The organism is Solidesulfovibrio alcoholivorans DSM 5433, from assembly GCF_000702665.1.
In the GTDB taxonomy this organism is placed as follows: domain Bacteria; phylum Desulfobacterota; class Desulfovibrionia; order Desulfovibrionales; family Desulfovibrionaceae; genus Solidesulfovibrio; species Solidesulfovibrio alcoholivorans.
Genome location: NZ_JNJA01000004.1, coordinates 297,579 through 323,465, shown reverse-complemented (window position 1 = coordinate 323,465; position 25,887 = coordinate 297,579). Strand labels below are relative to the sequence as shown.

The 25,887-nt window shown below is 67.6% G+C and carries 29 protein-coding genes; 18 read left to right on the top strand and 11 right to left on the bottom strand.

Translation table 11 applies throughout. The annotated features are described in order from the left end of the window. Positions 1 to 23 precede the first annotated feature (23 nt). The 7 genes from Q368_RS0109965 (at position 24) to Q368_RS0109935 (ending at position 6,124) form a co-directional block, all read left to right on the top strand. On the top strand, positions 24 to 419 hold the full coding sequence (locus Q368_RS0109965) for a VOC family protein (RefSeq protein WP_029458924.1): 396 nt from the start codon (positions 24 to 26) through the stop codon (positions 417 to 419). After that, the gene (locus tag Q368_RS0109960) at positions 419 to 1,108 is read left to right on the top strand and encodes a cyclase family protein (protein ID WP_029458923.1); all 690 of its coding nucleotides are present in this window, start codon (positions 419 to 421) and stop codon (positions 1,106 to 1,108) included. The genes Q368_RS0109965 and Q368_RS0109960 overlap by 1 nt, the downstream gene beginning before the upstream one ends. Beyond that, a complete protein-coding gene (locus tag Q368_RS0109955) occupies positions 1,105 to 2,295 on the top strand; it encodes a glycosyltransferase family 87 protein (protein WP_029458922.1) in 1,191 nt (396 codons plus the stop codon). Before Q368_RS0109960 ends, Q368_RS0109955 begins: the two co-directional genes overlap by 4 nt. A gap of 101 nt (positions 2,296 to 2,396) precedes the next feature. Next, complete coding sequence (locus Q368_RS0109950; protein WP_029458921.1) at positions 2,397 to 3,488, top strand: FecCD family ABC transporter permease; 1,092 nt, start codon at positions 2,397 to 2,399, stop codon at positions 3,486 to 3,488. Further along, positions 3,485 to 4,255 (top strand): ABC transporter ATP-binding protein, encoded by a 771-nt coding sequence (locus Q368_RS0109945; protein WP_029458920.1) that lies wholly within the window; start codon positions 3,485 to 3,487, stop codon positions 4,253 to 4,255. Before Q368_RS0109950 ends, Q368_RS0109945 begins: the two co-directional genes overlap by 4 nt. Positions 4,256 to 4,386: 131 nt before the next feature. Further along, positions 4,387 to 5,499 carry an ABC transporter substrate-binding protein gene (locus tag Q368_RS0109940; protein ID WP_029458919.1) on the top strand — a complete coding sequence of 371 codons (1,113 nt, stop codon included), beginning with the start codon at positions 4,387 to 4,389 and terminating at the stop codon, positions 5,497 to 5,499. 13 nt (positions 5,500 to 5,512) lie between these two features. Further along, positions 5,513 to 6,124: an FmdE family protein gene (locus Q368_RS0109935; RefSeq protein ID WP_029458918.1), complete on the top strand. Its 612-nt coding sequence runs from the start codon at positions 5,513 to 5,515 to the stop codon at positions 6,122 to 6,124. 19 nt (positions 6,125 to 6,143) lie between these two features. On the opposite strand, the gene Q368_RS0109930 is transcribed toward Q368_RS0109935, so the two are convergent. Then, positions 6,144 to 7,364: a M24 family metallopeptidase gene (locus Q368_RS0109930; RefSeq protein ID WP_029458917.1), complete on the bottom strand. Its 1,221-nt coding sequence runs from the start codon at positions 7,362 to 7,364 to the stop codon at positions 6,144 to 6,146. A 134-nt stretch (positions 7,365 to 7,498) separates the two neighbouring features. Here Q368_RS0109930 and Q368_RS0109925 point away from each other — a divergent pair, with 134 nt between their 5' ends. Then, entirely contained in the window at positions 7,499 to 8,398 is a 900-nt protein-coding gene (locus Q368_RS0109925) for a DMT family transporter (protein WP_029458916.1), read from the top strand. A 64-nt stretch (positions 8,399 to 8,462) separates the two neighbouring features. Here the strand turns inward: Q368_RS0109925 and mqnC are convergent, their stop codons facing one another. Next, positions 8,463 to 9,542, bottom strand: coding sequence for a cyclic dehypoxanthinyl futalosine synthase (gene mqnC, locus Q368_RS0109920; RefSeq protein ID WP_043785508.1), 1,080 nt, complete (start codon positions 9,540 to 9,542; stop codon positions 8,463 to 8,465). 81 nt (positions 9,543 to 9,623) lie between these two features. Here mqnC and Q368_RS0109915 point away from each other — a divergent pair, with 81 nt between their 5' ends. The 4 genes from Q368_RS0109915 to Q368_RS0109900 are packed head-to-tail and all read left to right on the top strand — an operon-like array spanning position 9,624 to position 11,830. Then, a complete protein-coding gene (locus Q368_RS0109915; RefSeq protein WP_029458914.1) occupies positions 9,624 to 10,037 on the top strand; it encodes a CoA-binding protein in 414 nt (137 codons plus the stop codon). A 10-nt stretch (positions 10,038 to 10,047) separates the two neighbouring features. Next, positions 10,048 to 10,539, top strand: coding sequence for a YkgJ family cysteine cluster protein (locus Q368_RS0109910; RefSeq protein ID WP_029458913.1), 492 nt, complete (start codon positions 10,048 to 10,050; stop codon positions 10,537 to 10,539). Next, positions 10,511 to 11,347, top strand: coding sequence for a J domain-containing protein (locus Q368_RS0109905; RefSeq protein WP_029458912.1), 837 nt, complete (start codon positions 10,511 to 10,513; stop codon positions 11,345 to 11,347). Before Q368_RS0109910 ends, Q368_RS0109905 begins: the two co-directional genes overlap by 29 nt. Before the next feature lie 24 nt (positions 11,348 to 11,371). After that, on the top strand, positions 11,372 to 11,830 hold the full coding sequence (locus tag Q368_RS0109900; protein ID WP_029458911.1) for a hypothetical protein: 459 nt from the start codon (positions 11,372 to 11,374) through the stop codon (positions 11,828 to 11,830). A 109-nt stretch (positions 11,831 to 11,939) separates the two neighbouring features. Here Q368_RS0109900 and Q368_RS0109895 read toward each other — a convergent pair whose 3' ends face one another. The 8 genes from Q368_RS0109895 to Q368_RS0109860 all read right to left on the bottom strand — a co-directional run bounded on the left by Q368_RS0109895 (position 11,940) and on the right by Q368_RS0109860 (position 18,125). Next, positions 11,940 to 12,506: a DUF2087 domain-containing protein gene (locus tag Q368_RS0109895; protein ID WP_029458910.1), complete on the bottom strand. Its 567-nt coding sequence runs from the start codon at positions 12,504 to 12,506 to the stop codon at positions 11,940 to 11,942. A gap of 266 nt (positions 12,507 to 12,772) precedes the next feature. After that, complete coding sequence (locus tag Q368_RS0109890; RefSeq protein WP_029458909.1) at positions 12,773 to 13,933, bottom strand: SufB/SufD family protein; 1,161 nt, start codon at positions 13,931 to 13,933, stop codon at positions 12,773 to 12,775. An 18-nt stretch (positions 13,934 to 13,951) separates the two neighbouring features. Beyond that, complete coding sequence (locus Q368_RS0109885) at positions 13,952 to 14,713, bottom strand: ABC transporter ATP-binding protein (protein WP_029458908.1); 762 nt, start codon at positions 14,711 to 14,713, stop codon at positions 13,952 to 13,954. 109 nt (positions 14,714 to 14,822) lie between these two features. Further along, positions 14,823 to 15,194, bottom strand: coding sequence for a response regulator (locus Q368_RS0109880; protein ID WP_029458907.1), 372 nt, complete (start codon positions 15,192 to 15,194; stop codon positions 14,823 to 14,825). 144 nt (positions 15,195 to 15,338) lie between these two features. Further along, positions 15,339 to 16,451: an acyltransferase family protein gene (locus Q368_RS0109875; RefSeq protein ID WP_029458906.1), complete on the bottom strand. Its 1,113-nt coding sequence runs from the start codon at positions 16,449 to 16,451 to the stop codon at positions 15,339 to 15,341. Between the two features lie 95 nt (positions 16,452 to 16,546). Beyond that, complete coding sequence (locus Q368_RS0109870; RefSeq protein WP_029458905.1) at positions 16,547 to 16,750, bottom strand: hypothetical protein; 204 nt, start codon at positions 16,748 to 16,750, stop codon at positions 16,547 to 16,549. Between the two features lie 60 nt (positions 16,751 to 16,810). After that, positions 16,811 to 17,098, bottom strand: coding sequence for a hypothetical protein (locus Q368_RS0109865; RefSeq protein ID WP_029458904.1), 288 nt, complete (start codon positions 17,096 to 17,098; stop codon positions 16,811 to 16,813). 118 nt (positions 17,099 to 17,216) lie between these two features. Next, entirely contained in the window at positions 17,217 to 18,125 is a 909-nt protein-coding gene (locus tag Q368_RS0109860; RefSeq protein WP_029458903.1) for an ADP-ribosylglycohydrolase family protein, read from the bottom strand. A 223-nt stretch (positions 18,126 to 18,348) separates the two neighbouring features. Between Q368_RS0109860 and Q368_RS0109855 the strand changes: the two genes are divergently transcribed. Further along, the gene (locus Q368_RS0109855; protein ID WP_029458902.1) at positions 18,349 to 19,113 is read left to right on the top strand and encodes a Rossmann-like domain-containing protein; all 765 of its coding nucleotides are present in this window, start codon (positions 18,349 to 18,351) and stop codon (positions 19,111 to 19,113) included. Between the two features lie 75 nt (positions 19,114 to 19,188). Here the strand turns inward: Q368_RS0109855 and nhaA are convergent, their stop codons facing one another. Continuing rightward, the gene (gene nhaA, locus Q368_RS0109850) at positions 19,189 to 20,619 is read right to left on the bottom strand and encodes a Na+/H+ antiporter NhaA (protein ID WP_052360097.1); all 1,431 of its coding nucleotides are present in this window, start codon (positions 20,617 to 20,619) and stop codon (positions 19,189 to 19,191) included. Between the two features lie 281 nt (positions 20,620 to 20,900). On the opposite strand from nhaA, the gene Q368_RS24500 reads away from it, so the two are divergent. The 5 genes from Q368_RS24500 (at position 20,901) to Q368_RS0109825 (ending at position 25,780) form a co-directional block, all read left to right on the top strand. Further along, complete coding sequence (locus Q368_RS24500) at positions 20,901 to 21,044, top strand: DUF3096 domain-containing protein (protein WP_084158726.1); 144 nt, start codon at positions 20,901 to 20,903, stop codon at positions 21,042 to 21,044. 101 nt (positions 21,045 to 21,145) lie between these two features. Then, a complete protein-coding gene (locus Q368_RS0109840) occupies positions 21,146 to 22,129 on the top strand; it encodes a tRNA dihydrouridine synthase (protein ID WP_029458900.1) in 984 nt (327 codons plus the stop codon). After that, positions 22,126 to 22,989 carry a 4-hydroxy-3-methylbut-2-enyl diphosphate reductase gene (gene ispH, locus Q368_RS0109835; protein WP_029458899.1) on the top strand — a complete coding sequence of 288 codons (864 nt, stop codon included), beginning with the start codon at positions 22,126 to 22,128 and terminating at the stop codon, positions 22,987 to 22,989. Before Q368_RS0109840 ends, ispH begins: the two co-directional genes overlap by 4 nt. Before the next feature lie 27 nt (positions 22,990 to 23,016). Continuing rightward, a complete protein-coding gene (locus tag Q368_RS0109830; RefSeq protein ID WP_029458898.1) occupies positions 23,017 to 24,012 on the top strand; it encodes a chemotaxis protein in 996 nt (331 codons plus the stop codon). A gap of 238 nt (positions 24,013 to 24,250) precedes the next feature. Further along, positions 24,251 to 25,780, top strand: a complete 1,530-nt coding sequence (locus tag Q368_RS0109825) for a hypothetical protein (protein ID WP_043785504.1) — start codon at positions 24,251 to 24,253, stop codon at positions 25,778 to 25,780. The last annotated feature ends 107 nt before the right edge of the window (positions 25,781 to 25,887 follow it).

Genomic DNA, 25,887 nt, shown 5'->3' with positions numbered 1-25,887 from the left:
ACACCCCCGAAGGAGGCGCGACCATGGACGAACCGTATCTGAAACCGGGTTTTTTCAGCTGGAACGAACTGATGACCACGGATGTGGAGGCCGCCAAGGCCTTCTACACCGGACTGCTCGGCTGGACCGCCGAGGACAAGCCCATGCCCGAAATGGGCATGACCTACACGCTGCTCAAGGTCGGCGACACGCCCGTCGGCGGTATGATGGCCATGCCGCCCGAGGCCGGCCCCATGCCGCCGGTCTGGGGCAGCTACGTCAACGTGGACGACGTGGACGCCGCGGCGAAAAAGGCCGTGGCGCTCGGCGGCTCCGTCTACAAGGAGCCCATGGACATCCCGGGCGTGGGCCGCTTCTGCGTTGTCGGCGACCCGCAGGGTGCGTTCCTGGCGCTGATCACATTCAAGATGGAAGGCTGATGCCGGGCAGGGACGACACCGCGCGGCGGGCGCTGTGGCGCGACGTTTCGCTGCCCCTGTCCGCCGCGCTCCCCGGCATCCCCGGCGACCCGCCGTTTCGCCGCGAACTGTTCCTCTCCCGTGAGGCCGACGGCTGCGAGGCCGCGTCCTGGAGCCTTTCCGCCCACGCCGGCACGCACCTCGACTTCCCCGCCCATTTCCTCCCCGGCGGCCGCCGCGCCGGCGACTATCCGGCTGCGGCGTTCTTCCTGCCGGCGCGCGTCGTCGACACCGGCGACTCCCTGGCGCTCGGCCCGGAACTGCTGGACGCCGCCCTCGTCGCAGACGCCGCCCCGGGCGAGGCCGTGCTCTTTCGCACGGTCAATTCCGCAACGCGCGCCTTTCTCGGTCCCGCTTTTCCCGAATCCTTCGCCGCCCTGACCCCGGCGCTGGCCGCGCGTTGCGCCCGGCAGGGCCTCGCCCTCGTCGGCATCGACGCCTTAAGCGTCGAGCCCCTGGACGACCCGGCCTTTCCGGTCCACCACATCCTCCTCGAAGCCGGCGTGCTCATTCTGGAAGGGCTTTTCCTGGCCGACGTCGCGCCAGGACGCTACCTGCTTTCCTGCCCGCCGCTGCACGTTCCCGAAGCCGAGGCCTCGCCGGTACGCGCCGTGCTCGGACCGGCGGATTTTCTCCGGGAACGGCCGTGACCGCGTCCTGGCTCACGCCCTGGCGGCTTCGAGTCTACCCGCGCCTCCTGCTCGCGGCCATGGGTCTGGCCCTGCTTTTCGTCCTGTGCACCGGCTCCGGGGCCAGGGTCGTCTCCGGCAGGCTCGGCGGCGATTTCGCCGAATTCTACGCCGCCGGGCGCATCGTGCTTGCCGGCCAGGCGGAGCGGCTCTACGACCCGGCCGTACAGCGCGCCGCCGAGTGCGACCTGATGCCGGACGCCGCCGGCGACGTGTTCGTGCCCTTCGCTTATCCGCCCCAGTTCGCCCTGCCCTACGCCCTGCTCGCCGCCCTGCCCTACCGCCCGGCCTTTGCCGCGCACCTCGCCGTCATGGCCGGCCTGCTCTTCCTGGCCGTGCGCATCGTCTGCCGCGACCTGCCCTGGGCCACGCCGTACACGGCAGCCGTCGTCTGCGCGGCCATCCTTTTCTATCCGCTCCTGCGCGCCCTGCTCGGCGGGCAGAACACGCCTCTGACGCTGTGCCTCTTCGCCGCCGCCTGGAGCTTCGAGCGGCGCGGCCGCATGGTCGCCGCCGGGCTTTGCCTGGCGGCACTGTGCTTCAAGCCCCAGCTCGGCCTCGGGCTGCTTGCGCTCTACGCCCTGGCCGGGCGCACGCGCATGGCGCTTTTCGCCTGCCTGGGACTCGCCGTCCTCCTTGCCGGCGCCACCGCCTTCTTCGGCCCGTCCTGGCCCGCCGCCTGGCTCGGCTACGCGGACTGGGTGGTGCGCACGTCCCTTGGCATGGAAGGCGAAATGGCCGTGAGTTTCCCGGGCGTCGCCCGCCATCTCCTTGCCGCCTGGCCCCGGGCGGGACTTGCCGCGGGACTTGGTGCCGCGTGCGCGGTCCTGGCCTGCCTGGGCGTCGTTTTTTGGCGCAGGCGCGGACGCTCCCTCGACCTGCCCTGCCTGGGACTGGCTGCCGCCGGCTTGCTCCTGGCCGCGCCCCATGCCTATTTCTACGACGCCGGTCTGCTCGTCTTCCCCGCCCTGGCGCTCCTTGACGCCAGGCTGCCCCATGCCGCCTCCCTCGTCTGCGGCCTCTGGCTGGCGGGGCTGGCGCAGATCTTCGCCCCGCACCTTGGCTTAAGCCCCCTGTTCCCGGCCGCACTGGCCCTGTTCGGCCTGTGCCTGGCGCTCGTTGCCGCGCCGCGCCGGATCCGACCCTGACGTCTCGGCAATACCTATCCTTTTTTCCTACGCGAGAAGGCTATTATTATAAAACGTAGCCGACACGTTGCATGGATGAGGATTTCGTAATACGAAAAGCCATGGCGTCTTCCACACTGGCCGTGCCGTCCTTGGCCGCGACGCATCTCGCCCGGCAGCGGCTTCTGGGGCTGCGGGCGCTCGGCCTGTGCGCCGCCTTGACCCTCCTTGCCCTCTACGCCCTGGCGGCGGGCAGCTACGACCTGACCCCGGGCCGGGTGCTCGCCGCGCTGTGCAGCCAGGACACCGGTCCGGGAGCGGTGGTCGTGCGCAGCATCCGCCTGCCGCGCATCCTGGCCGCCGTGGCCGGCGGCTTCGGCCTTGCCGTTTCCGGCGTGGTCATCCAGAGCCTGCTCGGCAATCCCCTGGCCTCACCGTTCACCCTGGGCATCAGCCACGGCGCGGCTTTCGGCGCGGCCTGCGGCATCGTCTTTCTCGGTGCGGGGAGCTTCTCGGCCAATGCGCTGTTCGCCACGGCCGGGGAAACGGCGCGCATAAGCGGCGTGTTCGCCACGTCGCTTTGCGCCTTTGCCGGAGCCCTTGCCGCAACGGCCATCGTTTCCGCCCTGGCTCTGCTGCGTCGGCTGGGGCCCCAGGCCATCATACTCTGCGGCGTGGCCCTTTCCTCGCTTTTTACCGCCGGCACGATCCTCATCCAGTTCTTCGCCGACGAACTGCAACTCGCGGCCATCGTCTTCTGGACCTTCGGCGACGTCTCCCGGGCGCGCTGGCCGCAAATTGCGGCCATGGCCGCGGCCGCCGGGGGCGTCACCGGCATGTGCCTGCTGGCGCGCCAGGACTTGAACGCGCTTTTGGCCGGCGACGACGTGGCCGCAAGCGTAGGCGTGGCCACGCGCAGGCTGCGCCTGTGGGGCATGGGACTGGCGGCGCTGTGCACGGGCGTGGTGGTCGCCGTGTGCGGGGTCATCGCCTTTCTCGGGCTGCTCGCGCCGCACATCGCCCGGCGCACCACGGGCGCGGACCATGGGCCGTTGGTCGTACACGCCGGGCTCTGGGGCGCGCTGCTGCTTCTTGGCGCGGACACCGCCGGCCGGTTGCTCGCCGGGACGGGCGTGCTGCCCGTGGGCGTGCTCACCTCGTTCATGGGCGCGCCGCTTTTCCTTTTCCTGTTGCTTCGCGGAGGTCGATCATGAGCCTTGCCGCAGAAAACGTCCGCTTCGCCTACAACGGCCGCCCGGTCCTCGGCGACGTGAGCCTCGCCCTGACGCCGGGGCGCGTCACCGCCATCCTGGGCATAAACGGCGCGGGCAAGACCACACTGCTGCGCTGCCTGGGGGGCCTCGTCCGCCCGGGTCGCGGCTGCGTGCGCCTCGGCGGGCGCGACCTGCGGGAATTTTCCCGCCGCGAGGCGGCCCGGGCCATCGCCTACGTACCCCAGTCGCAGCAGGCCGAACGCCTGACCGTGTTCGAGGCCGTGCTCCTCGGACGGCGGCCGCACATGGGGCTGCGGCCGGGGCGGCGCGACCTCGCCCGGGTCGAGGCGGTGCTTGGCGCCCTGCATCTCGCCGACCTGGCTTTCCGCCGCCTGGACGAGCTTTCCGGCGGCGAGAGCCAGAAGACCGCCATCGCCCGGGCCCTGGCCCAGGAACCCGACGCCCTGCTCCTCGACGAACCGACCGCGAGCCTCGACCTGAAAAACACGCTGGAAGTCTTCGACATCGTCCGCGCCGCCGTGACGGCTAACGGCGTGGCCGCGGCGGCCGTGCTCCACGACCTGTCCCAGGCCATGCGCTTCGCCGACGATTTCGTGCTGCTCGCCGCCGGGCGCATCAAGGCCCGGGTGGACCGGGCCGGGCTCACCCCCGAAATCGTGCGCGAAGTCTACGGTGTGGAAGTGGCCCTCGGCGAAGTGGGCGGCCATCCCGTCGCCGCCCCCCTGCGCGTGGCCGACGCGGCGTAGGGGGAAAGGGGAGAGGGAAGAAGGAAGAGGCCTCCGGCGGCCGGGAGGGGATGATCCCCTCCCGGACCCTCCCCGATGGGGGAAAGGGCATGGGGCCCAGACGCGTGCAACACCGATCGGAGAGGGAAGTGATGTCTCGAATGCTTCGGGTGCTTATGTGTCTTTTGGCTTGCGCTGCCCTGCTTGCGGCCGCGCAGACGGCGGCCGCGCGATCCGTCACGGATGCGGCAGGCCGGCAGGTGGAAGTTCCCGACGATCCGTCGCGCATCGTCTGCCTGGGGCCGGGCTGCCTGCGCCTGATCGCCTTTCTCGAGGCCACCAACCGGGTGGTTGGCATCGAGCGCTTCGAAATCGCCCAGAAGACCGGCCGGCCCTACCGCCTGGCCCATCCCGAGCTGCTTGCCCTGCCCGTCATCGGCCCCGGCGGCCCCAAGAGCATCAACCAGGAACCCGATCTCGAGGCGCTGCTCGCCGTCAAACCGCAGGTCGTCTTCACTTCGGCCATGGACGGACCCGTGGCCCAGGCTCTGCAGGTAAAAATCGGCATTCCGGTCGTGGCGCTCAGCTACGGCAAGTTCGCCCGCTACGACCCGAAGGTCTTCGATTCCCTGCTCCTGGCCGGAACCATCCTCGGCGTCGGCGATCGGGCCAGGGCCGTGGAGAACTTTCTCAAGGACGCCGAAGCCGACGTGCGCGCCCGCGCGGCCAAGGGCATGGCCAAGCCCGGTTTCCGCAAGCCCACGGTCTACGTCGGCGGCACGGGCTTTCGCGGCACCCATGGCCTGGGCAGCACCGACAATCCCTACGCGCCCCTGGACTGGCTCGGCGCGGACAACCTGGCCGGCCGCGTCACGGATGACGGCCACGCCTTCATCGACCGCGAACAGCTGCTGGCCTTCGACCCGGACGTGCTCTTTATCGACGCGGCCGGGCTGTCCCTCGTCGCGGACGAGGCCGCGCGCCAGCCGGAATTTCTCGGCGCACTGCGCGCCGTGCGCCAGGGCCGGACCTACGTGCTCTACCCCTTCACCAACTACCTGACGAACCTCGACACCATCGTCGTGGACGCCTACGCGGCCGGCAAGGTCCTGTACCCCGAGGCGTTCGCCGACGTCGATCCGGCGCAAAAGGCGAATGTTGTCTACACGTTCCTGGTCGGCAAGCCGGTCTACGCGCAAATGGCGCAGGATTTCGGCCCCCTGGGACAGAAGCCGGCGTTTCTTGAAGACTTCGGCAAGAAGTGAAAGGAGAAGCGGAATGGAAAGAGCGGATGTTGCGGCCCTGACCGAACGGGCCCGGGATTTTCACGGCCACATGTGCCCGGGGCTGGCCATCGGCATCCAGGCCGCGCGCATCGGCCTCGCCGTCTGCGGCCATGACAGCGACGAGGACGTGGTGGCCGTGGTCGAGACGGACATGTGCGCCGTGGACGCCATCCAGGCGCTCATGGGCTGCACCTTCGGCAAGGGCAACCTCGTGCACCGCGACTACGGCAAGGCCGCTTTCACGTTTTTCCGCCGCCGCGACGGCGAAAGCGTGCGCTTGCTCGTGCGGCCGGACCTCCATGCCCTGGTCGATCCCGAATTCGCCGCCGTGCGCGAAAGACTGAACACCGCGCCGGACGACGCGCAGGCCAAGGCCATGCTCCCCGAGCTCGCCGCGCGCTGCGCCGCGCGCATGCTCGCGCGCGATCCCGAGGAACTCTTCAGCCGCACCACGCCGCAAACGCCGACCCCGCGCCGCGCTGCCATCCTGTCGAGCCTGACCTGCGCCCACTGCGGCGAAACCATGATGGAGTCGCGTTCGCGGCGCTTCGCCGGCCAGACCCTGTGCATCCCCTGCTTCATGGCCGTGGAGCAGAAGGTCTGACCGGCGGCAGCCGCATGGATTATTCGACGCAGAGAATGGAATAGTCGTCGCCGGTCAGGCACACGCCCCCGGCTTCGGTCACCTCGAAGGTGTTCTCGACGCCGACCATGCCGACCCCGGCGATGCCGAACTTGGGCTCGAGTGCGAGCGTCATGCCCGCCTCCAGCGGCGTGTCGAAACCCTTGGCCAGAACCGGCCAGCCGTCGATGAGAAGGCCAATGCCGTGGCCGAGGAAGCGGACCTTGTTTTCGCCAAGGCCCATGAACCCTTCGGTCAGGCCTTCCTGCTCGGCCATGGACAAGGCCAGGGCGTAGAGTTCGCTCGGAATCGCCCCGGGCTTGAGGCGCTCGGCCGCGGCCTGCTGCACGCGGACGCACAGGTCGTGGCCGCGCCGTACCGCCTCGGGGATGTCGGCTTGCTTGCCCGCGAAATAGACCTGTGTCTTGTCCGTGGCGTAGCCTTCCAGGGAAAAGCCGTTGTCAATAGTGAGGACCTCGCCCTTTTTCCAGACCTTGCCGGCGTAGCCGGAAAACGGCAGGGCCGGGTGTTCGCCGCGAAGCCCCACCGGGCCGTTGAACACGCTCGGGTAGTTGCCACTGTCCCCGGCCGCGATGTGTCCGAGAAAAATCTCGTCGCCGCTGCCCATGCGCAACATGCCCTGGTGTCCCAGGTCGAAGAAGGCGTCCCAGCACTTGCGCGCGATCTCCCGCTCGCTCATACCCGGGGCGATGGTCGCGGGCAGTAGTTCCATGAGCCCTTTGGCGTGGCGTGCGCCGCACAGGCGGATTTTCGTCAGCTCCCATGCGGACTTTTGCGCCTGGGCCACGGCCAGGGCGGCGTCGCCCGGCACGAAGGAGACGTCCGGCAGGCGCGAGGTGAGAAGCTGCGCCAGGTTCCAGGGCAGGCCCGACTGCTCGGCGGCGCAGACATCGGCCAGGGGGCTGCCCGCGGCCGCGCACAACCCGGCCAGATCGCCGAAAGAGCGGAAAGAAACGATATGCGTAAGCGGTGATTCCAGCTCGGCGCGCTTGCGGCCCTTGCGGCAGCACAACACGGCTTCGCCCTCGAGCGGCAGCCAGAGCACGCCGTTGGCCCACGAGCCGGTCAGGTAATAAATGGACAGGCGCGCAAAAACGAGCAGGCCCCCGGCCCCGGGCGCGACCGCCGCCAGGGCGGCGCGGCATTTGGCGTGGCGGGAGCGCATTTCAGTAATCGGCAGACGTTCCAGAGCTTCAAACATCCTGACTCCGTTCGTTTGGGTTGCATTCCGGGAGGAACCGGGTATAGCGGCCCTCCCGGCTGTTGCTGGCATCGGCGCGCGAATCGGCGGCCGATTGCAGGGGCGGCCGTAACTTCGCCTGTTGGACGCAAGGGATGCCGAACACACAGCTGGCTTGGCCGGCCTTTTTCGCCCTGGTCGGGGCGACGCTGCTTTGGGGCGGTTCGTTTATCGCCATGAAGATCGCCATGCAGGGCTATTCCCCGCTGCTGGTGGTCTTTTGCCGCATGGCCCTGGCGTCGCTCGTGTTCGCGCTGCTGTGGCGTCGCCTGGGGGGCTTTCGCGCGGCCAAGGGCGACTGGGCGGCGCTTGTCTTCATGGCCTTTTGCGAGCCGTGCCTGTATTTCGTGTGCGAGGCCAAGGCGCTCACGCTCACCCAGGCCTCCCAGGCGGCCATGGTCACCGCCCTGCTGCCGCTTTTGACGGCCGTGGCGGCGGCAATTTTCCTCAAGGAAAAGCTCGAGAAGAAAGCCGTGGCCGGCCTGACCCTGGCCGTGGCCGGGGTCGCGGTCATGAGCGCCTCGGGCCAGGCGTCCGCGGATGCGCCCCATCCCTTCGCCGGTAATTTCCTGGAATTTCTCGCCATGTGCTGCGCGGTAGGCTACATCGTCACGGCCAAGCGCCTGGCGGCGCGGCATCGACCGCTCTATCTCACCGCCGTGCAGAGCTTCACCGGCACGGTCTTTTTCGCGCCGGTTCTTCTCTTTGCCCCACTGCCGCAGACGTTCGCGGTCGGCCCCACCCTGGCCGTGGTCTTCCTCGGCTTCGGCGTCACCTTCGTGGCCTACGGGCTCTACAATTACGGCGTCAGCCGCGCCCCGGCGGCCAAGGCGGCGGCGTTTATCAACCTCATTCCCGTCTTCGCCTGCCTGCTCGCTCGGGTCATGCTGGACGAGGCCCTCACCCCCGCGCAATGGATCGGCGGGTTCATGGCCCTTGGCGGCGTGGGCTTAACCGCCCGGCCCGGCGGCAAAAAAAAGGCGGGCGCACCCTAGGCGTCACGTCCTCGGGGAAGGCGTGGGCTTTCCTAGAAGACGCACCTTTGATTTCCCCTGTTCCCTAGAAAAGAGGCTCGAGCTTTCTCCGGGGGACAGGCTCGGGGTCGTGGGGCGTATAATCCATGTTGCGCCGCACGGGATTGAACCCCGCGCCCACGGCCAGCCGGCGCAGTTCCTCTTCCTCCATGCGGAAATGGACCCCGGCGGCGGCCACCACGTTCTCCTCGATCATGGTCGAGCCCAGGTCGTTGGCTCCGTAAAAGAGCGCGAGCTGCCCGATGCGCGGCCCCTGCGTCACCCAGGACGCCTGGATGTTCGGGATGTTGTCGAGGAAGAGGCGCGAAAGCGCCAGCCAGCGCAGATACTCCCAGGACGAGGTCTCGGGCACGGAAAGCGCGGTGTTGCCGGGCTGGAACGTCCAGGGAATGAACGCCGTGAATCCGCCGGTTTCGTCCTGGAGATCGCGGATGCGCGACAAATGCTCCAGGCGGTGCTCCAGGCTCTCGCCAAGGCCGAGGACCATGGTCGCCGTGGTACGAAGCCCCAGCCCATGCGCCTCGCGCATGACTGCGATCCATGCATCGGCCGGGCATTTGTTGGGCGAAACGCTGCCGCGCACGGCATCGGCCAGGATCTCCGCCCCGCCGCCGGGCAGGGAGGCAAGGCCCGCGCCCTTGAGTTCGGCCAGCACCTCGGCTATGGACAGGCCTTCCATTTTGGCCAGGAAGACGATCTCCGGCGGCGAGAAGCCGTGCACCGCCACTTCCGGGAAGCGGTCGCGCAGAAACGCCAGCATGTCCGTGTAAAAGGACAGGGGCAATTCCGGGTGCATGCCGCCCTGGAGCAGGATCTGCCAGCCGCCGAGCGTCACGGTCTCGGCCACCTTGGCCGCGAGCTGCTCGCGGGAGAGCACGTAGCCCTCGGCGTGTCCCGGCGGCCGGAAAAAGGCGCAGAAGCGGCAGCCGCAGGCGCATACGTTGGTATAATTGATATTTCGGTCGACGATGTAGGTGACGACCGGCTCGGGATGCAGGGCGAGCCTTGCGGCGTGGGCCTTTTTGCCGAGCGAGAAGACGTCCTCGCCTTCCCACAAGGTCATGGCCTGGCTGACGCTCAGGCGTTCGATGGCGGATACGGACATGCGCGCGAAACCTCCGGGCATGGATGCCGCCAAGCGGATACACCTTTTTCCCGCAAACGAAAACCTCTCTCGGGGCAACCCATGCTGTACGCCGATTCGCTGCTCAAGGAACTGCTCGCTCCGGGCAAGACCATCGCCCTGGTCGGGGCCAAGGACCGGCCCGGAACCGAAGTGGACATGGTCGGGCGCTACCTGATCGACGCCGGGTTCACGGTCATCCCGGTCCATCCGGCCAGATCCTCGGTCTGGGGCCTGCCGGCGCGCAAGACGCTCGCCGAGATCGCCGCGCCCATCGACATCGTCAACCTGTTCCGCGCCCCGGCCCACTGTCCGGCCCATGCCGCGGAAGTGCTGGCGCTTGAATGCCGGCCGCGCTGCTTCTGGATGCAATCCGGCATCGCCAGTCCCGAAGCGCGCGAACTTTTATCGCCGCACGGCGTCATTGTGGTGGAAGACCGTTGCATCATGGTTGAACACCGCCGCCTTTGGGGTTAAAGGGATAGCGATGCCGCTTAAGCTCGCCTTCACCTGCCGTCGATGCGGCCATTGCTGCCATGGCGAAGGCGGCATCGTGATGTCGCGCGGCGACATCACGCGCCTTGCCGCCCATCTCCAGATGGAACCGGACGCCATGCTCGCGCGGTACGCCCATTTCGTTTCGGGCAAGTACCGCCTTACGACGGGCCCGGACGGATACTGCGTCTTCTACGCGGAAGGCTGCGGCGTGCATCCGGGGCGGCCCGACGTCTGCCGGGCCTGGCCGTACTTTCGGGGCAACATCATCGACGCCGGCAGCCACGCCATGGCGGCCGAGGACTGCCCGGGCATCAACCGCGAGGTCTCCCACGCCGAATTCGCCCGGCAGGGCAGGGAATACCTCGCCCGACACAGCTTGTCCCGCGCCCGGGGCGAGGACGTGCCGGAGGCGCTGGCCGACATCGCGCCGGAGCAAACCGAGGATACGGAAGATGGGCCAAGCGGATTCCATGCGCCTTGACGAGGCGCGCTCCCTGCTCGGCGTGACGGCCGCCTCCGACCTCGAAGCCGTCAAATCCGCCTACCGCAAGCTGGCCTTCAGCCTCCATCCCGATCTGCACCCCGACGACCCCGGGGCCAAGCGCAAATTCCAGCGATTAAACGAAGCCTACCTGCTGCTGCGCCACTTCCTGGCCAACCGCGACACCGAGCCCGGCCCGCAGCAGGCCAAGGGCCCGGGCGCGACAACCGGGTCCTCCGCAGGTCCAAAGCCCGGCGCGGCCGGCCCGCGCCCCGGCCCCACCGCCGGCGATGCCAACCGCCAGCGCCAGGGCCGCGCCGCCTACACGCAGGCCTCGAAGCAAAACGCGGACTCCGGCTTCTATTTCCGCCGCGAGGAAGTGTTGCAGGACCTGCTCAAGGATCCCTTCGCCCGGCAGGTGTTCCAGGACATCTACCAGCAGGTCAAACGCAACGCCGCGCCGCGCTCCGGCCCGGTCACGGCCAAGGGACCGCGCAAGGTCTCGTTCCACTGGGGCGACAAGGCCGTGTCCCTGGACATCTCCAAGGGTTTCTGGGGCTCGCTCAAGGACTATTTCCGCAAGCAACTCGACGACGAGCAGACCGTGCACCTGCCGACCACGAGCCTTTTTCCCGGCACGCGCATCCGCGTGGGCATCCGCCATGGCCTGGGCAACGCCAAACCGACCATGGTGGAGGTGACGCTGCCGCCGGATTTCGTGGTGGGCCGGCCCATACGCCTGAGGGGTATGGGCCGGCGCATCGGACCCATGCGCGGCGACCTGTATCTGCGGCTTCTGGCCAAATAGGGCAGCGCCGCAAGGAGGCTCCCCATGTTGACCGCCCTGCGCCTTGTTTCCCTGTGCGCCCTGGCCGTCCTGGCCGCCTTTCCCGCAAGCGCGTTCGCAGGCGGCGGCCCCGGCCGCGTGGGCGGCCCCTGCCTCTACGACGATTTTCCCGGGACGGCGACGATCGTCTCGGTCGCGCCCTGGCGGCCCGATGCGCCGGGACAGGGTTCGCCGACGCCCTACCCGCCGCTGGCCGTGGCCTTCACCTTCACGCCGGACGCGCCCATCACGGGCGAACCGCTCTACCGGCCGGGCATCGAACACGATCTGACGCTGGTCAACGGCATGCCGCCCGGGCCGCGTTTCGCGGCCAAATACGGCCTCGCCCCAGGCAAGACCTTCGCCTGCCGGCTGCGGCTCATCCGCCAGGGCACGTGCACGCCCGTGCTGTTTCAATTCCCGGATATCGACCAGACGGACTATTTCGAGCTGACCAGGCCGTAGACTGCGCCACGACGCTGGACGAAAAGACGCCGCCCGCCAAGGCTTTGGGCCATGGCGGGCGGCGTTTCGTTATGCAAATGGTCGTGCGGGACGGCGCTCAGGCCGCACCTTACTGGCCTTGCGCCTTGGCGCGCACCCGGCGCAGGAGTTCGAGCGCCTCGGGCGGGGGCCTGCGCTCCACGCGGCGGTAGGCGCGGCAGTCCGGAGTGCGCCAGAGAAGGCCCAAGTCGCACAGTTCCCGGCGCAGCAGCACCGGGTCGCCGAACAGGTGCGTCCCGGCGAGGATGCGCGTCACGCCCGGCTCGTCAAAGACCTCGCGGCTGGGGATGGCCGCCCACACCGTCCACAGGCAGGTGAGCTGCATGCCCCGCTTGGACGGCCAGCGCGTCAGGCGGCCCGCGGCGTCGTAGAGCCGCGCCAGCCGCTTGAGCCGGGTTTCGCTTAGGGGCTCGGGCGTCGGCTCGGGCTCGACGACGGGTTCGGTCGCGGCTACCGGCAGGTTCGGATGCACCGAGGCCCGGAAGTGCTGGAAGTTCTTGTAGCCTGCGGCCTTGGCCAGCCAGTTGAGCAGTTCGAGGTGGCTCGGCGCGGCCTGGCTTGCAGTAAGGCGCGTGCGCAGGCAGCGCGCGAAGGCCGTGATGTCGTCCACGGCCAGGGGCAAAGGAATTCTGGACATCGCTTATCCCTTGAAGCGTGCCTTTCCCGAAAAACGAGTATGTCGTGGTCGCCGGCTTCCGACGCGGCACGGCCAAGGTGTCGGCGCGGACAAGAGGAACGCGGCAGGTTTAGCTCCCCTCGCGGGGCGGCGACGCCTGGGTGAACTGCCGACCGGGACCGGCAATAGCGCAAAGCGTTCCCCTTTGGCAATCGCCCTGGTGCGAAAAAAAACGCCGCAGCCCCTGCGGGCGGCGGCGTTTGCGATGCCTGACGTTTTTCGAAGCGCTAGAACATGTCCTTTTGCGATTCGGAGATGGTCTTTTCGATGACGTCCTTGAGTTCCTTGGGCAGGCCCATGATGTCCACGTTGAGGAAGCCGCGCACGATGGTGGAGGTGGCTTCGTCCTCGTCGAGGCCGCGCGCCATGAGGTATTCGATCTCCTCCTGGGCGATCTTGCCCACGGCGGCCTCGTGGGAAAGCTCAACCCCGTCCATGGCGCCGCGCAGTTCCGGGATGGCGTGGATGATGCCGCCGCCGAGGATGAGGCCCTTGCACTCCAGGTGCCCCTTGGCCGGCACGGCGTTGCCGCCGATGAACCCCCGGGCCACGATGGTGCCGCCGGAGGCGATGGTGCGCGAGATGATCTCGCCGCGCGTGTCCGGGGCGTTGAGCTCGATGCGGCTGCCGGAATCGACGTAGGAACCTTTGGGCGCGACGATGACGGAATTGAACCGCGCCACGGCCCCCCGGCCGTTCAAGCGTATGGCCGGATAGGACTGAAGGTCCTTGACGGGCTTGAGCAGCACGTAGTTGTTGATGAACACGCCCCCCTCGTCCACCACGCCGCCCGTGCGCGGCCGCACCACGGTCGAGTCGGCCCAGTTGTGGACCATGGTGAAGGTGAGCTTGGCGTTCTTGCCGACGAAGAACTCCGAGATGCCGAGGTGGGCCGCGCCCTTGGAGCCGTGGGCCACCGAACAGCCGGTGATGATGTGCAGTTCGGAATCGTCCTCGACGATGACCACGTTGTGCACGTTCTGGCCGACCATGTCGCTTTTGAGAAACAGGCACGACTGTACCGGCTCGGCGATCTTGGCCCCTTTTTCCGTGCGCACGAAATAGCCGCCGTGGAGGTTTTCCGCGGCCGAACGGGTGTATTCGTCCTTGTCCTTGTCCACCTGCGTCCAGAAGTAACCGGGCAGGCCGTCGTACTTTTTGAGCGCGTCCTTGATGTCGAGGATCTCGACGCCGGGCTGGAGGCTCTTGCAATGCACGCGGCCGTGGTCCACCTGGATGTAGGTGCCGGCGCGTTCGCGTTCTTCCACGTCCACGCCGGACATGAGCATTTCGGCCTTGTCCGCCGCATCGAGCTGGCGCAGGTCGGGAATCTCGCCGAGCTGGGGGCCGCCGCTGAAACGGAAGTCGTGCAGATCGATTTTATCCATAAGAAAGGCTCCCCTTGGCTAGTTGAGGCAGCGCACGCATTCCTGGTAGCCGTACTGGCTGATGTGGTCCAGGATGTCGCGGGGATTGGCCTCGCAGCACAGATGGCCGTTGTAGAGCACCTGCCCCCGGTCGGCGTTGACATATTCGAGGATGTAGCCCGTGTGTGTGATGATGAGTCCGGAGACGGGCCGTTTGCGCACCCGCTGCTGCTTCATGCTGGTCTCGGGCCTGGGTTCGATGCCGCCGGAGAGCACGTCGCGCACGGTCGCGCCGATAAGCTTCATGTTTTCCAGATCCACGCCGGATTCGGGCTCGTCGAAAAGCAGCAGGTAGGGATTTTGCGCCATGAGCTGGAGCAGTTCCGAGCGCTTGATCTCGCCGCCGGAAAAGCCGGCGTTGATGTCGCGGTCGAGAAACGCGTCCATATTGAGCTTTTGCGCCATGCCTTCCACGTCGATGTCCCGGCCCCGGGCGCACATGGTCACCAGGTGGCGGGTCTTGAGGCCGTGGATGGTGGGCGGCCGCTGGAAGGACATGCCGATGCCCAGGCGCGCCCGCTCGTAGATGCTGGCGTGGGTGATGTCCTGGCCGCGAAAGAGGATGCGACCGCTGGTGATTTCGTAGTTGCCGAAGCCCATGAGGGTCATGAGCAAGGTGGTCTTGCCCGATCCGTTGGGCCCGAACAGGATGAACGTCTCGTTCTCGGCGATATGCAGGTTGATGCCGCGGAGCACCTCGCGGTCGCCGATTTTGACATGCAGGTCTTCGATGCGAAGCATGCTTCCCTCGCTTTTTCGCGCCCACGGGCGCGGGTTACCGCTTGGGGTCTACGGAAAAACACCGGCAAAGTCCACTGTGCCGGTAGGGATGGGCGCGGGAGGGACGGCGTCAGTTGTGGCGGTCGTAGGCGCGGATGATGGTGGCCAGTTCGTCGCAGTCGTAGGGCTTGGCCAGGAAGTCGTGCACGCCGTGGCTGGTGAAAAAGTCGAGGTGCTGGCGCAAGCCGTAGCCCGTGAGCACGACGATGGGAATGTCCGGGCGCTGGCCCTGCCCGCCGCGCACCCGGTCGATCAGTTCGCGGCCGTCCACATCGGGCAGGCGCATGTCGAGCAGGATGAGGTCGAAGGCCTGCCGGGCCAGGGCGGCCAGAGCCGCGCGCCCGTCGGGCGCGGTAATGATCTGGTGGCCATCGCCCTCCAGGGCCTGTCGGGCCAGGGTGGCGTGATTGACATCGTCCTCGGCGAGCAGGATTCGCAGCATGGGTGGCGGACCTCCACCAACAGGCGCAGCATCTTTCGTGCCTGGGCGTTTCGAGAGGCTTTCCTTTAAAATAGCGGTCTTTATTTTTCTCCAACAACAGGCGGCGGCGTCAGCGTCGTCCACTTTTTCCGTAAAACAGGAAACTCATCCTCGCGACAGGACCGCCGCGGGCAGGCGCGCGCCCGTGGCCACAGCGTACACCTTGGGAACCACCCGGGACAAGCCCTCGCCCACGCCCCACAGCAGCACGATGACCGTCAGCCCCGAAAGCCAGTAGAAGGCGATCTGCTGCGCGTTGCCCACGGGTTGCCAGATGGCGAGCAGCCGGGTCTGGAGGATGGAGACCGTGGGTTCGTGGGCCAGGTAGACGAAGAAGCTGTGGCGGGCCATGCGGTGCAGCACGCGACTGTCGCGCACGAAGGGGATGGCGGAGATGCGCCAGAAGCAGGCAAGCCCCAGGATGAGATTGCATTTGAAAAGGAAAAGCCGGGCGTGCTCGTCGGTGATGCCGAGCTGCTTGTGGGCCACGAGCGCGGCCGTGAGCAGGATGAAAAGGAGCGTGCCCCAGCGTTGCCACCAGGAAATACCCTGCAACGGAAAGCGCGTGCGCGCCAGGTAGCCGCCGAGATAGAACATGAAGAAATCGCCGTAATAGGAATATGGCGCGGGATTGACGCCGACCCACAGGCAAAAAAGCGTCGCCAGCCCGACGCCGGGCGCTTCCTTGAAAAAAAGCAGCAGCACGGGCGAGAGGATGAAGACCACGAGCAGGTCGCGTAAAAACCACAACGGATAGTTGATGGGCGTGGTGCCAAGGCCCAGGGTCTTGGTCACGATCCCTTCCTGCACGAGGTAGCCCCAGGAGCCCATCATCTCGATGCTGCCCACGAAATAGAACCAGACGGCGAGGCCGATATTGAAGAGCAGATAGGGAATGAGCAGGGAGACGAATTTCTTGCGCAGCATCTCGCCGTAGCTCGCGGCGGAAAGCTCGAACTTGCGCAGGAACAGGAACCCGGAAATGGTGAAGAAAAGCGGCACGGCCACGAAATCGACGTGGCCGTTGAGCGTTTCGACCATCCAGCCCGCGACCGGGCCGGTCGCGGGCACGCGCACGGTGATGCCCCGCGCGCCGTGGGCCAGGACGATCAGGCCGATGAGGATGATGCGCAGAACATCGATGCGCCGGGACACATCGCGGTCGAAGGGCTCCCGGACCGGCCCGAGCATCCAGGCCGGTTTGGCGGTTTCGTACACGAACGACTCTCCTCAGGATTGATGGGACGCCGGCCGACGCGCAGGGGCGCGGCCCGGCAACGGCCCGCCCCATGTGCCACGGCCTCGGTCCGGAATCAATGGGCGTAGGCGAGCATCTTCTTGAGGCGGGCGTCGCTGACGGCGTAGCCCTCCTCGCGCAGGATGCGCACGAAGCTGTCGATGAGGCACTGGGTGGCGAAGGCCTTGTTGGCAATGTGCGGCGAACTCATGACCTCCCGTAAAACCAGGTCGATCATGTAGACACAGTGCGCCACATCCTTGATGTCCTTGGCGGCCATGGCTCTCCGTTACGGGGCTGGTGCGGGTGCGGCCGCGCCGGCGGCCGTCGTGAAAAGCCCCTATTCTTCGGCTGCGAGCTTGTCCATGCGCATACCGTCCACGAGTCCCTGCCGGTAGGCGATGGCGACGTAATCCCTGCGGATGCGCTCGCACAGGCGGTGGACGGCTTCGCCCAGCTGTCCGGCCTCTTCGCCCTTTTCCTCGGGGGCCAAGGCCTCGAGGGCGGCGATGCGGCAACCGAGCTCCTTGATATGCGCGGCCATCTCTTCGTCCGTGGTCTGGGCGTTGACCAGATCCTCGATCCGCTGCTGGATCACGTCAGGCAAAGAAGCCTTGATGCTTTCCATGTCCCTTCCCCTTCCCGGCCGCACGGGAAACGGCCGTGTTCGCCCCGTCGGCAAACCGGCAACGCGGCACGATTCCATACTCATACATCACAAGGACGACGCTGTAAAATCCGGTTTGCTACCGGTTGATGGCGCGCAGGTCGCTTTCGATGGCCGCCCTGGCGCGAAGTCCCGCAAGCCACGCCTGCGGGATGTCCCCCGGCACAAGGCGCGCGCCGCAGACCATGCCGGCGAGCATGCCCCGGGCGGCGCTGTCGCCGCCGGCCATGACGTTTTGCATCAGGCATGCGGGCAGGTCGCGTTCGTAGCGGGCGATCAGGTGGATCACCCCGGGCATGGCCTCGCCGATGTGGCAGGTGCGGCCGAAACGACCGATGGCCGCGACCGTGTCCTCGTCGGCCGCGTCCAGGCCGGCGCGCAGCCAGCGGTCGATGGGGGCGCTGGCGTAGCCCGCTTCGGCCGCCTCTTCCAGGGCGCGGCGCGGCGTTTTTCCGGCAAGGACGCCCCAGGCGGCGCGGGCGAAGAATTCCGCGGCCTCGATGACCTGGGCGTGGTTGTGGGTCATCTTGGTCTGCGCGCGAGCCGCGGCCACGAGCCCCGGCAGGTCGTGGCGCAGCGCGCAGACCAGCGGGGCCACGCGGCTGGCGCCGGCGAGGTCGTTGGAATTGGACCCCGACTGCTCGGGGCCTTCGCCGAAATCAAAAATCTTGAGCGTCATGCGCGTCGCGCCGTCGATGTAACCGTCGTAGGAACGCATGCGCGCGACCCATTTCGCGGCGAAGTCCTCCAGATCGAAACCGCCCCGCTCGGCCAGGGAACGGAGCAGGACGAGGGTCTGGTCGCCGTAATGGGTCTGGTCGCCGACCGTTTTCCCGGCATGATAGCCGTCTGGGTCGGGCGCGACATATCCCGTCACTTCGCCGAAGCGTTCCCGCAACGCCGCGACGTCGTATTCCCAGTGCGGGCCAAGGGCCAGCGCATCGCCGATAAAAGACGCCAAAACCATGGCTTGTGCCTTTGCGGACATGGTTCCTCCGGACATGCTGTCCCGAACATCATACCTCGGATGTCGGAAATATCCAACACCTTCGCTGCACGCGCGCCACCCTGCGCATGCGACAAATCGAATGCAAAATACGATGGAGCATCATGTCTTTACACGGATTTTCGAACGCGATAGTTTTTTTCATCGTCGTCTTTCCCTCCGCCCCAGCCGGTCTTCCCCCAACATTCTGCCTAAGGAGCCAGTCATGCGCACACCGCTTGCCCAAAACGACATCCTCCAGGCCGTCGTCCGCGACGCCCTGGCGGCCGAGGACGCGCCCGTGGCCGACGTCACCGTGGGCACCTGCCTGGCCGCCGTTTCGGCCCGGTACTGCGGCCTGGCCTCCCTCGTCTCGCATATCGCGCCGGGGCTGGCGCGCCTGCAGCCCAGACGGGACGCCCTGCCGCAAAGCGCCCGGGAACTGGCCGCCACCCTGGCAGATCCCGGCGTCGCCAATACCGACGCCGCCTCCCTGGCCATGGCCGCGGTAAACGCCCTGCTCCCGCCGCCCCCCGAAGGCCCCGAACATCCCGGACAGTCGCTCATGGTCGACCGGGGCCGGGGCAAAAACGTGGCCGTGGTCGGCCATTTCCCCTTCGTGGGCGCCCTGCGCGAAGTCTGCGCCACCCTCTGGGTCCTGGAAAAACGCCCCCGCCCCGGGGACACCGACGCGTCCAAGGCGCCCGAGGTCCTGCCCCAGGCCGATGTGGTGGCCGTGACCGGCACGACCCTCGTCAACGGCACCCTGGCCGATATCCTGCGCCATTGCCGGGAAGACGCCTTCGTGGTCATGCTCGGCCCGACCACGCCGTATGCGCCGTCGCTTTTCTCCTGCGGCATCGACGTCCTGGCCGGCTGCGCCGTGCCCGACCCTGCGGCGGCCCTGGCCGGCATCCGCGCCGGCAGCTGCTTCAAGGGCCTTTCCGGCGTGCGCCAGACCGCCTGGGCGCGGCCTGGGCTTGAGGTCTAGGAAGCGGAGAACGAATGCCTCCGGCGGCCAGGAGGGGCCGGGGGCTCCTCCTGGACCACCCCGTAAGGAAGGAAATCAGGAGGAAGGGCGGTCCACGCAGGGGCCGGGGACGCCGGGGCAGGCCGTTTCCGGATCGACGGGTTCCTGCAAGCATTCCCCGCCGTCCGCGCCGTTGCCGGCCAGACGCAGCACGATGAAGCCGATGACGCCCGAGGCCGTGGACGCCGCCAGGACCGCCAGCTTGGCCTTGGCGTCAAGCGTGCTCTGGTCGCCGAAGGCCAGGCCGGCGATGAAGATCGACATGGTGAAGCCGATGCCCGCCAGGCAGGCCACGCCGGCGTAATGGCGCAGCCGCACGCCGGGAGCCAGGCGCGCCCAGCCGAGTGTGAACATGGCCAGGCAGACGCCGAAAATGCCGGTGAGCTTGCCGACGACGAGGCCGAGCACGATGCCCACGGCCACGGGTTCGCCGAGGATGCCGCCGATTTCGCCGCCAAAGGCCACCCCGGCGTTGGCCAGGGCGAAAACGGGCATGACGGCGTAGGCGACGAACGGATGCAGGGCGTGCTCGATGCGCGACAGCGGCGCGCCGGCCTTGCGGCAGGCCAGTTCGATCTCCTCCAGGGCGGCGATCTGCGCCTTGTTGGCGAGCAGCGGCTGTCCCTCGTCGCCCGCCCGCTCGAAACAGCCGAGCAACCGGCGCGCGCGCGCCGCGAACGCCCCGGCCGGAATGCGCGTGCGGGCCGGAATGGTCATGGCCGCGAGCACTCCGGCGATGGTGGCGTGCACTCCCGACTTGAGAAAAGCCAGCCACAACACCACGCCGAGAATCGTGTACACGGCGGGATGGCGCACGCCCATGGCGTTGGCCGCGAGCATGGCCAGCAGCATGCCGCCCCCGAGCAGCAGCGAAAAAAGCGAGATGTCGCCGCTATAGAAGACGGCGATGACCAGCACCGCGCCAATGTCGTCCACGATGGCCACGGCCGCCAGGAACACCTTGAGGCTGGCCGGGACGCGGTTGCCGAGCAGCGACAGGATGCCGAGGGCGAAGGCGATGTCCGTGGCCATGGGCACGCCCCAGCCGGACAGGGAAGGCAGGCCATGGTTGACGGCGGCGTAGATGGCGGCCGGCACGGCCATGCCGCCCACGGCCGCGGCCACGGGCAGGACGGCCTGGCTTGGGGAATTGAGCTCGCCGACGAGGATTTCCCGTTTGATCTCGAGCCCCACGGTGAAAAAAAAGACCGCCATCAGCCCGTCGTTGATCCAGTGCAACAGCGTCTTGGACAAAACGAAGTCGCCAAAGCCCACGGTCACGTGCGTAGCCCAAAGCGCGGCATAGGACGGGGCATAGGGCGAATTGGCCCAGACGAGGGCGATGACCGTGCAGGCGATCAGCACGATGCCCCCCGAGGCCTCCACGTGGCTGAAGCGGATGATCGGGGCCAGGGCCTGTTCGATGAAGGGCGCGCGGGTCGCGGACGCGCCGCTTGCGTTGTTCATGATGTTCCTGAGGGTGTTTGGCCATGAATGAAATGGGATGCGCGTCTCGGCGGCGCCGGCATGGCAACGCGCCTTGACCGTCAAGGCGGCAAACGGATTTCCCGATTGAATACCGTAGGCACCGGCTGCGGGCAAGACAATCCGAGCGCGGGAACGGGCGTCGCCTGCCCCGGCTTCCCCTTGCGCCGGCCGAAAACATGCCCATTTCCAGAAAACAGGCGTCGCGCGCCAAGGCAGGGCCGCCTGCCGGAACGGAAAGCACGCGCGCCGAGGGAGGCGTCATGCAGATGATCTTTTCGCTGCAACCGCTCATCGCGCTTATCGCCGGCATCCTGATCCTCATCATGCCGCGTCTGCTCAATCTCGTCGTGGCCATCTACCTGATCGTGATCGGCATCCTGGGCCTGACCCACGGCAGGTTCTAGCGGGCGGCCGGCGCAGGGGATGCCGTTATGCCGGGGCGGCGCAGGCTTGCCCGTTGCCCCCCGCCCCGGCTTGGGGTAAAGGCCGCCGAGGATTTTCGCCCATGCCGCCCCTGCCCTTTTCCCCCGACGCCCCGTGGCTTGCGCCCCTGGCCGGCTTTTCCGACCTGCCCTTCCGGCTGTTGTGCCGGGAGCTCGGGGCAGCCGCGGCCGTGACGGAAATGGTCAGCGCCAAGGGGCTTTTCTACGACTCACGCAACACCAGGCGGCTGCTCGCCACCCACCCGGACGACGCGCCGCTCGTGGTGCAATTGTTCGGTGCCGAGCCCGAGTACCTGCGCCGCGCCGTGCGCGAGCTCGCGGGCGACGGCTACGCCTTTTTCGACCTCAACTGCGGCTGTTCCGTGCGCAAGGTGGTCAAGACCGGGGCCGGGGCGGCGCTTCTCGGCGACCCCGAGCGCCTTGTGGCCTGCGCCGCGGCCATGGCGGAAGCCGCCGGCCCCGGCCGGGTCGGGGTCAAGCTGCGCCTGGGGCCGAAACCGCCCGATTTCACGGCCCTGCCCCTGGCCGAGCACTTGGCCGGGGCCGGCATCGCGTGGCTTGCGCTGCATCCCCGCCATGCCAGCCAGGGCTTTTCCGGTACGGCCGATACGGACAAACTCGCCGCCTTCGTGGCCGCCTCGCCCCTGCCGGTGCTCGCCAGCGGCGACCTCATGACCGCGTCCGACGCCGTGGCGCGCCTTGGCGCAACCGGCGCGACCGGGGTCATGTACGCCCGGGGGGCGCTTTGCGACCCGCGCGTCTTCACCCGCCACGTCAACCACTTCCGCGCAGCCCGGGGCGAAGCGCCGCTGTCGTCGCCGCCCCTTTGCGACGTGGTGCGCCGCCATGCAGCGCTCTGCCGCGAGCATGCCGACGACCGGCGGGCGCTGCTTCGCATGCGCACGGCCGTGCCCCGCTACCTGCGCGAGCTGCCCGGCTGCCGCGCCTTGCGCGACAGGCTTTGTCACTGTACTTCCTGGAAGGAACTCGACGCCATCATCGACGCGGCCGAGGCCCTTGCCGCCGCTTCCGGAGAAACCGCATGAAACTGCTTCGCGCCCAGACCGCCGGATTCTGCATGGGGGTCGACCTGGCGCTTAAAAAACTCGCCTCCCTCATCGATACGCCGCCGGAAGCCGGCGCAAAGGCCAGGGACATCCTCACCTTCGGCCCCATCATCCACAACCCGCAGGTGCTCGAAGAGTACGCGGCCAAGGGCGTGCGCGTGGTCAACGACCCGACCGACATCGCGCCCGGGGCCACGGTGGTCATCCGGGCCCACGGCATCCCCGAGCCCGTGCGCCAGGGCATCAAGACGCGCGGCGCGACCATCGTGGACGCCACCTGCCCCAAGGTGAAAAAGGCGCAGACGCTGATCGCCTCCCAGGCCAGGCGCGGCAAGGTGCTGCTCCTTTTCGGCGAAGAGGACCATCCCGAGGTCAAGGGGCTTTTGAGCTACGCCACGGCCGGAGCCCATGTCTTCGGTTCCATGGACGAACTGGAACGCCTGGAGCTGCCCCACGGCCCGTCCTATTTCCTGGCCGCCCAGACCACCCAGGACGAGCAGGAGTTCCTGCGCATCCGCGATTTTCTGAAAGCCCGCCCCGGCGCGGAGCTCACCGTGCTCTCCACCATCTGCAACGCCACCATGAACCGCCAGCAGGAGGCCATGGACATGGCCGCGCTCGTGGACTTCATGGTCGTGGTCGGCGGGCGGGAATCAGGGAACACGCGCCGGCTCGCGCAGGTGGCCCGGGCCGCGGGCACGGATTGCGTGCACGTGGAGACCGCCGACGAACTGACGCCGGACATGGTCGCGGGCAAACGCACAATCGGCTTGACAGCCGGCGCTTCAACCCCCAAGACAATAATTGACCGTGTGCAGAAGGTGCTGGAATCGTTTTGACCAACCGCCCGACGCCGGGAGACCTCCATGTCCCAGACCAACATTCTGCTTGAAGCCGGCACCAACGAGCTGGAAATCGTCGAATTCTACATCGACGAGCCCGCCCCCTCCTCCTTCACCGGCGACGCCCCCGAAGCCTCGGGCGTGTACCGCGGCTATTACGGCGTCAACGTGGCCAAGGTCCTGGAGATCATTCGCCTGCCCAAGGTCACGGGCATGCCCGAGGTGTCCCACCCGAGCGTGCTCGGGGCGTTCAACCTGCGCAACCATATCATTCCGCTTGTCGATCTTTCCGTATGGCTCGACAAGATCCGCCAGGAAACGGCTTCGCCCAAGGTCATCGTCACGGAATTCAACAACGTGACCACGTCCTTCCTCGTTTCCGGCGTCACGCGCATCCACCGCATGAGCTGGGAAGCCGTGGAACCGCCCAACCGTTACGTGTCCAAGATGAGCGGCGACTGCATCACGGGCGTGGTCAAGCTCGAGGATCGCATCGTCTTCCTGCTCGACCTGGAAAAGATCGTGGCCGACCTCAATCCCAACCTCGGCCTGCGCCTGGACATGAGCATCCAATGGAATGCCGCCAGCCGCTACCGCGCCCTGGTCGCCGACGACTCCGTGCTCGTGCGCGAAATGCTCAAAGACCTGCTGCAAAAGGCGGGCTTCGACGTCACCGCCGTGCAGAACGGCCGCGAGGCGTTCGAGCTGCTCATGCAGATCAAGGCCAATTCCGAGGGCGAAAACCGCCCGCTTTCCGACTACGTGCACGTCATGGTCGCCGACATCGAAATGCCGGCCATGGACGGGCACAACCTGACCAAGCGGATCAAGAGCGACCCGCTGCTCAAAAGCCTGCCCGTGATCCTTTTTTCTTCGCTGATTACCGACAAGCTGCGCCACAAGGGCGAAGCCGTGGGCGCGGACGACCAGATTTCCAAGCCCGACGTGTCCCAGCTGGCCATGCGGGCCAAGGCGCTCATCGAACAGAGGATCGAAGCGGCCAAGCAGTCCGCCGCGTAACGCGCCACCGCTGCCGGCCGCCTTCAGGGCATCCCGTTTCCGCCCCGCCGGATTTTCGGGCGCGCCTCTGTCTGTTTGAAATTCCTGCGCTTGCGCGGAATAGACACGTCTTACGTTCTTGTAACCAACATCCTTGATGCGACGACGCATTTTGTGGGTCCGCATGCGCTGTTCGCGCGCGGGCGACGTGTTGCGCGTCCACATCGCGCGCCCACCTCCAGCAAACAAGGCGTCCCGCATGCTCCACGACGCGCCCGTGGCGGTCTTTCCCCCGGGCCGCCCCGTGTCCCCCTATCCGGCCGTGTGGCGTCGCCATTTCGCCAGCCTCGACCCGGCCCTGTCCGTTCCCGTCACGCTCTGGTGCGACAGGGGAAGCGAGCCCCCCCTCGCCGTGTCCACGCGGGTTCCGCTTTGCCCGAATCCGCGGGAAAAACGCCTGTCCGAACTCCATGTGGCGGCGCTGCTCAACAACGCGCTCTGCGTCCACGGAGCCGCCTCGGCCAGCATCGTCTCGCCGCGCCAAGCCGTCGCCGCGTGGCTGCGCGACGCGGTACTGCGGCTGTTCGTGCTCCCCCAGGCGCCGTTTTCGACCATGCCCCTCGATTTTTTGCACGGTCTGATCCGGCAGGTCTTCCGACGGGATTTCCGCCTGGACGCCGACCCGGAGCATGGGGCGCGCCTGCGGGAAAAACAGCGGGAAACCCCGGCCGCATGCGCCGGCGACCCCGCCATGCCGCGTCCCGGGCTGGCCCTTGCGGTCAATATCGGGCTGCACCTCACGAGCCTTGCCCTGGTGCGCGTGGAGGCGGACGGCCGCTTTGCCGTGGAGGGCCTGTCACGCCGCAAGAGCGCGCCCGAAGGCAAGGTCCCCGAACTGCCGAACGTTTTCGCCGCAATCCGGGACGCGGCCAAAGGACTGGCCGCGACGGCCGGAGAGGCGCTCGACGCCGTGGGCGTCGGTATCGCGGCAACCGCCGTGCATGGCAGGGTCCTGCCCGTGCCCGGATACGGCCTTATCACGGGAGAGGGACCGCGGACGCCCGAAACGGTCGCGGCCCTGCTGCAAAGCTTCACCCGGGAAGTCGCCGGGAACTGTCCTCTGGCCGTGGTCAACGACGGCCTGGCGCAAGCCGTTTTCGCCCATCGCCACGGCGGCGAAGCCCCTGGACCGACACCGGCCCGCCTGCCGGGCGACTTGCTCTCCGTGCGCCTGGGGGCCTGCCCCGCCGTCCACCGCCTGGATCCTTGCGGTCGCACCACCGCGGGATTCCACGAATACGGCTGGTGCGTCACACGCTACCGTGCCGCAAACGCGACCGAGGGCTGCTTCACCACCATCCATCCCTACCTCTCCTATGCCGGCGTGGCCATGGTCGCCCAGGAACTCGGGCTGTTGCGCAAACGCCGTGTTTCCCCGGACGCAGCCGGCACCTTTTTCCGCGACGCCCTGGAAGCCGACGATCCCGGGCTGCGCCAGGACGCCGCGCACGTCTACGGCATCCTCGGCGCACATCTGGCCATGCTCGCCGACGCACTGCACGGCGACCGCCCCCTGGCGGCGATCCGGCTCCTCGGGTCGCGCGCCAACAGGCTCGACTCCGCGGCGTTTGCGGCCATGGCCGACGGATTTGCCGCCTTCGCCTCCCCGCACAGCCTGGGGCTGGAAGACGTCGAGCTGACGCTTCTGCAGGAGACCTCCGCCATCGCGGGGCTCGTGGGCGCGGCCCACACCGCCCTGGACGCCGCACCGCGACCCGAAGGGCGCTGAGCCGTTTTCTCAGCATCCCGAACATCCTTCGCCACGCGCCCCTTTTGACACGCCCCGGGCTTTGTGCTTATCTGTGTTGCTCTTTTTCATGCATTCTTGTGCTTCGG